The organism is Nocardia lijiangensis NBRC 108240 (genome assembly GCF_001613045.1).
GTDB classification, from domain to species: domain Bacteria; phylum Actinomycetota; class Actinomycetes; order Mycobacteriales; family Mycobacteriaceae; genus Nocardia; species Nocardia lijiangensis.
In genome coordinates, this window is the sequence record NZ_BDBP01000178.1 from 1 (window position 1) to 6,257 (window position 6,257).

7 protein-coding genes and 1 pseudogene are annotated in these 6,257 nt (G+C 69.0%); 6 read left to right on the forward strand and 2 right to left on the reverse strand.

The features are described 5' to 3' along the window. The 6 genes and pseudogenes from NL1_RS39180 to NL1_RS35405 all read left to right on the forward strand — a co-directional run. Positions 1-247, forward strand: a pseudogene (locus tag NL1_RS39180) (ATP-binding protein); the annotation flags it as partial. Continuing rightward, a complete protein-coding gene (locus NL1_RS35385) occupies positions 247-678 on the forward strand; it encodes a roadblock/LC7 domain-containing protein (protein WP_067849184.1) in 432 nt (143 codons plus the stop codon). The pseudogene NL1_RS39180 and the gene NL1_RS35385, both read left to right, overlap by 1 nt. Then, positions 675-1,025 (forward strand): DUF742 domain-containing protein, encoded by a 351-nt coding sequence (locus NL1_RS35390; RefSeq protein WP_067849187.1) that lies wholly within the window; start codon positions 675-677, stop codon positions 1,023-1,025. Before NL1_RS35385 ends, NL1_RS35390 begins: the two co-directional genes overlap by 4 nt. Then, on the forward strand, positions 1,000-1,605 hold the full coding sequence (locus NL1_RS35395; RefSeq protein WP_067849190.1) for a GTP-binding protein: 606 nt from the start codon (positions 1,000-1,002) through the stop codon (positions 1,603-1,605). The genes NL1_RS35390 and NL1_RS35395 overlap by 26 nt, the downstream gene beginning before the upstream one ends. Continuing rightward, entirely contained in the window at positions 1,602-2,858 is a 1,257-nt protein-coding gene (locus NL1_RS35400) for a cytochrome P450 (RefSeq protein ID WP_067849193.1), read from the forward strand. Before NL1_RS35395 ends, NL1_RS35400 begins: the two co-directional genes overlap by 4 nt. A 13-nt stretch (positions 2,859-2,871) precedes the next feature. Continuing rightward, the gene (locus tag NL1_RS35405; RefSeq protein ID WP_067849196.1) at positions 2,872-4,098 is read left to right on the forward strand and encodes a cytochrome P450 family protein; all 1,227 of its coding nucleotides are present in this window, start codon (positions 2,872-2,874) and stop codon (positions 4,096-4,098) included. Positions 4,099-4,142: 44 nt separating this feature from the next. Here NL1_RS35405 and NL1_RS35410 read toward each other — a convergent pair whose 3' ends face one another. Next, the gene (locus NL1_RS35410; RefSeq protein ID WP_245673739.1) at positions 4,143-4,580 is read right to left on the reverse strand and encodes a DUF1304 domain-containing protein; all 438 of its coding nucleotides are present in this window, start codon (positions 4,578-4,580) and stop codon (positions 4,143-4,145) included. A gap of 57 nt (positions 4,581-4,637) precedes the next feature. Further along, positions 4,638-6,122, reverse strand: coding sequence for a glycerol kinase GlpK (gene glpK / locus NL1_RS35415; RefSeq protein ID WP_067849202.1), 1,485 nt, complete (start codon positions 6,120-6,122; stop codon positions 4,638-4,640). Positions 6,123-6,257: the final 135 nt, after the last annotated feature.

Here is a 6,257-nt window from a genome sequence, read left to right on the forward strand (position 1 = left end):
GCCCGAACCGGCGCCCGCGCCGCGCCAGGAGGAGCCGGCGGACACCGCATTCGCGGTGCACGAGATCACCGAGGGAGGCCTACCGAAACGGCGCCGCCGCCCGGTGGCGCCCGCGATCGGTACACGCGCAAGGAATTCCGACGCCGAGCCCCTGATCGGCAGGCCGGATATCGCAGCCGCATGGCACACCGGTTCCAAGAGCGGCCGCGCCGCCGCCGCAGAACACACGGAAGGGATGACACCTTGATGGGCACACCGACTACCACCGTGGCCGACAGCAGCAACAAGCTCGGCTGGCTACTCGAGGATCTCAGCATTCCAGGCGTCCGTTTCGCGGTCTTGCTATCCGACGACGGACTCCGCATCGCGCACTCGAAGGGCATCGCCCGCGACGACGCCGAACGCTTCTCCGCGGCCGCCTCGGGACTGCGGTCCCTCGGCAAGGCGCTCGGCGAGTTCTGCGGCGGGCTGGAAACGGGCTTGCGCCAGAACATGACCGAATACGACGACGGGATGATCTTCATCACCGCCGCGGGGGAGGGTGCGCTGCTCGGCGTCTCCACCACCGCGGAGATCGACGTCAGCCTCATCGCGCACCGGATGAACGAATTGGCCGGTCGCGTCGGGCACGAACTCGGCAGCCAGTCGCGGCAGAGGTCGGACAGCAGCCAGCCATGACAAGGTCCCGCCGCGACCCCGACCTCGTTCGGGCTTATGTGCGCACCGGCGGGCGCTCGCGTGCTACGCGCGAGCTGGACCTGGTGACACTCGTGGTCACGGCGCTGGCGCCGCCACCGGGTGCGAGCCCGGACGCGCGCCGCGTGATGAATCTGTGCAGCGGTCGCGGCGTGCTGTCCATCGCCGAACTAGCCGCCTACCTGGACCTGCCGCCGTCCGTGGTGAAGATCGTCGTAGCCGATCTCATGGACGGCGGCCATCTGACCACCCCGACCCCGGCTGAGAACCTGCCGGAGATAGCCCTGTTGGAGGAGGTACTGAATGGGCTCCGCGCTCTCTCGGCCTGAACGTGTCGTCGACTATGTGCCGGAGACCGTGACCCGATCGGTCAAATTGCTGGTGGCGGGCAACTTCGGCGTCGGCAAGACCACGTTCGTCAGCAGCATCTCGGAGATCAAGCCGCTGCGCACCGAGGAGACCATCACCGAGGCCAGCATCGGCATCGACGACATGGCGGGCCTGCCCGGCAAGACGCAGACCACCGTCGCGATGGACTTCGGCCGCATCACGCTGAATCCGCAACTGGCGCTGTATCTTTTCGGCACGCCGGGCCAGCAGCGCTTCGTTCCGCTGTGGGAAGAGCTGGCACGCGGCGCGCTGGGCGCACTGGTGCTCGTCGACACCCGGCGCATCGAGAAGGCCGACGAGGTGCTCTCGGTGCTGGAGGAGCGCGGTGTGCCGTATTCGGTGGCGGTCAATCAGTTCGAGGGCGCCAAGCAGTATCCGCTCGAGGAGGTCCGCGACGCGCTGGACCTCGCTGAAGGAACGCCACTGACGATCCTGGACGCGCGACATCGCGGTACGTGTCTGCAATCGCTCATCACGCTCGTCGAATTTCTGTTCCACCGTCTGGAGTCTCGACTGTGACAACGTCTCCGCACGCGGCCGCCGCCGGTGTCTGTCCCGTCCCGCACGGTTCGCCGATCCACACCGACGGTCCGCGGGTGCCGCTCTACACCGAGGAGTTCGCCGCCGGCCCGCACGCTGCCTACCGGCAGATGCGCCGCAAGTACGGTTCGATGGTGCCGGTCGAGTTGTCGCCCGGCGTGCCCGCCACCCTGGTGATCGGGTATCACACCGCGCTGCGAATCCTCAACGACCCGGAGCACTTTCCTGCCGACCCGCGCACCTGGCAGCAGCACGTGCCGGGCGAGTGCCCGATCCTGCCGATGCTGGAATGGCGGCCCAACGCGCTGCGCAGCGCGGGCCTCGAGCACACGCGCTACCGGCAGGCCAACCTCGCGGCGCTCACCGAGGTCGACCTGCACGCCATGCACGCGACCATCGAGCGGGTGGCGATCCCGCTCATCAACGCCTTCTGCGCGGACGGCGCGGCGGACCTGATCAGCCAGTACGCCTTCCCCCTCGCCTTCGCCGTGCTCAACGAGATGCTCGGCTGTCCAGCCGATATCGGCCAGCAGGTGGCCACCGGTATGGCCGCCATCTTCGAGGGCGTCAATGCCGACAAGGGCAACGCGATGCTCACCGACGCGCTGCACGAGCTGACCACCCGCAAACGCCGTGAACCGGGCGACGACATCGTCTCGCGGCTGATCGGCCACGCGGCCGGACTGGACGACGTGGAGATGATCCACCAGCTGGTCACCCTGTACGGCGCGGGCATCGAGCCGGAGCAGAACCTGATCGTGAACACGCTGCTGCTCATGCTCACCGACGACCGGTTCGCCGGAAACCTGTTGGGCGGCAGCCTCTCCACCCGCGACGCGCTGGACGAGGTGCTGTTCACCGACCCGCCGATGTCGAACTACTGCGTCTCGTATCCGAGGCAGCCCATCCTGATCGACAACACCTGGTTGCCCGCGCACCAGCCGGTGGTCATCAGCATGGCGGCCTGCAACAACGATCCGGCCATCGACGCGGGCGACTACACCGACAACCGTTCGCATCTGGCGTGGAGCGCGGGTCCGCACGCCTGCCCGGCGAAGTCGGCGGCGTACCTGATCGCCCAGGACGCGATCGACCAGCTGCTCGACGCATTGCCCGAATTGCGACTCGCGGTGTCCGTCGATCAATTGACCTGGCGGCCGGGGCCTTTCCATCGTGCTTTGGTGTCCCTTCCGGTCACCTTCCCGAAATCCCCTCCGCTGAACCTGTATTAAGGAGAGTGCCCCGATGGACAGTCAGCCCCTCGTCCTCGATCCCACCGGCGCCGATATCCAGGGTGAGTCCGCACGTCTGCGTGAACGCGGACCGGTCGTTCTCGTCGAGCTGCCGGGTGGCGTGCAGGCGTGGTCGGTGACCGATGCCGAACTGTTGAAGAAGTTGCTGGTCGATCCCCGGGTGTCCAAGGACGCGCGCCAGCACTGGCCCGCGTTCATCAACGGCGAGATCCCGCAGGACTGGCCGCTGTTCCTGTGGGTGGCGGTGACCAACATGTTCACCGCATACGGTGCCGACCACCGGCGACTACGCAAGCTGGTGGCGCCCGCGTTCACGCACCGCCGCACCGAGGCCATGCGCCCGCGCATCGAGGCCATCACCGCGGCGCTGCTCGACGAGCTCGCCGCAGCCCCGGCCGGGGAGCCGGTGGATCTGCGCGAGGGATTCGCCTATCCGCTGCCGATCCAGGTGATTTCGGAGCTGATGGGTGTGCCGGAATCGCTGAACGCGGGACTGCGCACCTGCGTGGACGGCATCTTCGACACCTCGCTCACCCCCGAGCAGTCGCAGGCCAACTACATGGAGATGTACCGGATCCTCGGTGAGCTCGTCGCCCACCGGCGCGAGCACCCCGGCGACGACATGACCAGCCTGCTCATCTCGCACCGCGACGAGGAGGACGGCGCCCAGCTCACCGACCAGGAGCTGATCGACACGCTGCTGCTGGTGATCAGCGCGGGCCACGAGACCACGGTGAACCTGCTCGACCAGGCCATCCACGCGCTGCTGACCCACCCGGAGCAGCGCGCCGACGTGCTCGCGGAGCGGGCGGCCTGGTCCGATGTGATCGAGGAGTCGCTGCGGTTCGAGGCGCCGGTCGCGCACCTGCCGCTGCGCTTCGCGGTCGACGACATCGAGCTCGACGGCGGCGCCCGCATCGCGAAGGGCGAGCCGATCCTGGCGTCCTACGTGACCGCCAGCCGCGACCCGAAGGTGCACGGCGACACCGCCGACGAATTCGACGTGCACCGCGCCGGCAAGGATCACCTCGCCTTCGGCTACGGTGCGCACCACTGCCTCGGTGCTCCGCTGGCGCGGATGGAGGCCGCCGTCTCCCTGCCCGCGATCTTCGAACGGTTCCCGAACATGCGACTGGCCGCCGAGTCGGCGGAACTGGGTACCGTGCCCAGCTTCATCTCCAACGGTCACCACCGCCTGCCGGTGTACCTGAACCCGTAGCGAGTCGTCCTCGGGGAGGGGCGCGTGGGCGGCCCTCCCCGCGTTCAGATCTGGGTCAGGCTGGCGACCACAGTCAAGGTAGGCAGCGTGCCCTGGATCAGCGCGGCTTTGACGAAGCGCCGATCGGTCGCCACGAGCACGGCCGCGGCGGCGATCATCGATCCGCAACCCATCAGCACCAGCGCCCAGCCCGCGTCCGGGAGCGTGGGCAGCAATAGTGCGCCCACCAGGGTGCCGATGGCGAGGAACAGGTTGTACCAGCCCTGGTTGAAGGCCCACGGTTGCACGGCCGCGAGATCGCCTCGCTCGACGCGGAACGTCCCCGCGTACACCTTCGGCTCGGTGAAGCGCAGTGATTCGAGCACGAAGATATAGCCGTGCAGCAGCGCCGCGAGCACGGCGAGTATCTGGACGACAATGAGCAGAACGCCCCTCCTCGGTGAGCGCCGACGCGTCGGCGCGATGAACTCGAGCCTTGCCACGTTGCACCGTAGCGTCGGCGCGGCGAACGGTTCACCGGACGCGCCGACTCGCCGGAATCAGACCTCGCCCGGCTCGTTCCAGTTGTAGGTGAGGTCGGCGGCGCGCGACCAGCGGCGGTACTCCCGATCCCGCCGCTGCTCCGGCATGGTCGGCAGCCACCGGCTCGCGGTGCGGCGGTTGCGGCGCAGTCCGGTCATATCGGGCCAGAGGCCGACCGCGAGACCCGCGGCGTAGGCCGCGCCGAGCGAGACCGTCTCGGAGAACAGCGGCCGTTCCACCGGCACCCCGAGCGCGTCCGAGATCTGTTGCATGAGCAGGTTGTTGGAGGTCATGCCGCCGTCGACGCGGAGTTCGGCGAGCGCGTAGCCGGTGTCGGCGTTCATCGCGTCGACTACCTCCCTGGTCTGCCAGGCGGTGGCCTCCAGCACCGCGCGGGCCAGATGCCCCTTGGTGATGTAAGAGGTGAGGCCGGCGATCACCCCGCGCGCCTCGGACCGCCAGCGCGGCGCGAACAAACCGGAGAAGGCGGGCACCACGTAGCAGCCGCCGTTGTCCTCGACAGTGCTTGCGAGCGTTTCGATTTCGGGCGCGGCCTCGATGAGCCCGAGCCGGTCGCGCAGCCACTGCACCAGCGTCCCGGTGGCGGCCATCGAACCCTCCAGTGCGTACCTGGCGGGTTCGCCGCCGATCTGGAACGCCACCGTGGTGAGCAGTCCGTGGGTGGAGCGCACCGGCGTGTCGCCGGTGTTGGTGAGCAGGAAACTGCCGGTGCCGTAGGTGCATTTGGCCTCGCCGGCGGCGAAGCAGGTCTGGCCGAACAAGGCCGCCTGCTGATCACCCAGCGCGGCCGCGATCGGGATGCCCGCCACGGTGTGGCCGTACACCTCGGCGTTGGACCGTATCTCGGGCAGCATGGCGCGCGGGATGTCGAAGAAGTCGAGCAGCCGGTCGTCCCAGTCCAGGGTGGCGAGGTTCATCAACATGGTGCGCCCGGCATTGGTCACATCGGTGACGTGCACGCCGCCGCGCGGGCCGCCGGTGAGATTCCAGATCAGCCAGCTGTCCATCGTGCCGAACAGCACCGCGCCCCGTTCGGCGCGCTCGCGCAGCCGCTCGTCCCGGTCGAGCAGCCACCGGATGCGCGGCGCCGCAAAGTAACTCAGCAGCGGCAGGCCGCAGCGCCGGACCACCTCCTCGGCCTCGGGACGGCGGGCGAGCCGGGCGACGAGGTCCTCGGTGCGGGTGTCCTGCCAGACGATCGCGTGACCGATCGGGGCGCCGGTCTCGCGGTCCCACAGCACCGTGGTCTCGCGCTGGTTGGCGATGCCGATCGCCACCACCTGCTCGGTGGCCACGCCCGCCTTGGCGACGACCCGATCGACCAGCGCGGCCACGTGGCGGCGGATCTCGGCGGCGTCGTGCTCGACTCGTCCCGCGGCCGGGTACAGCTGCCGATGCTCGCGCTGGGCGATCGAAACCAGTTGTCCCGCGGCGTCGTACAGGATGGACCGGCTGGACGTGGTGCCCTGGTCGATGGCCATCACATAGCGGCCGCGGCCGCGTTCGGCGGCGTTCACGGGCGCGCCCGCGGCGACTCGGCGCTCAGGTCGCGGGAGATGGCACCCGCGGTGGTGCGCACCAGCTCGACGAGCCGGGGACGGACGCCCACGTCGGTG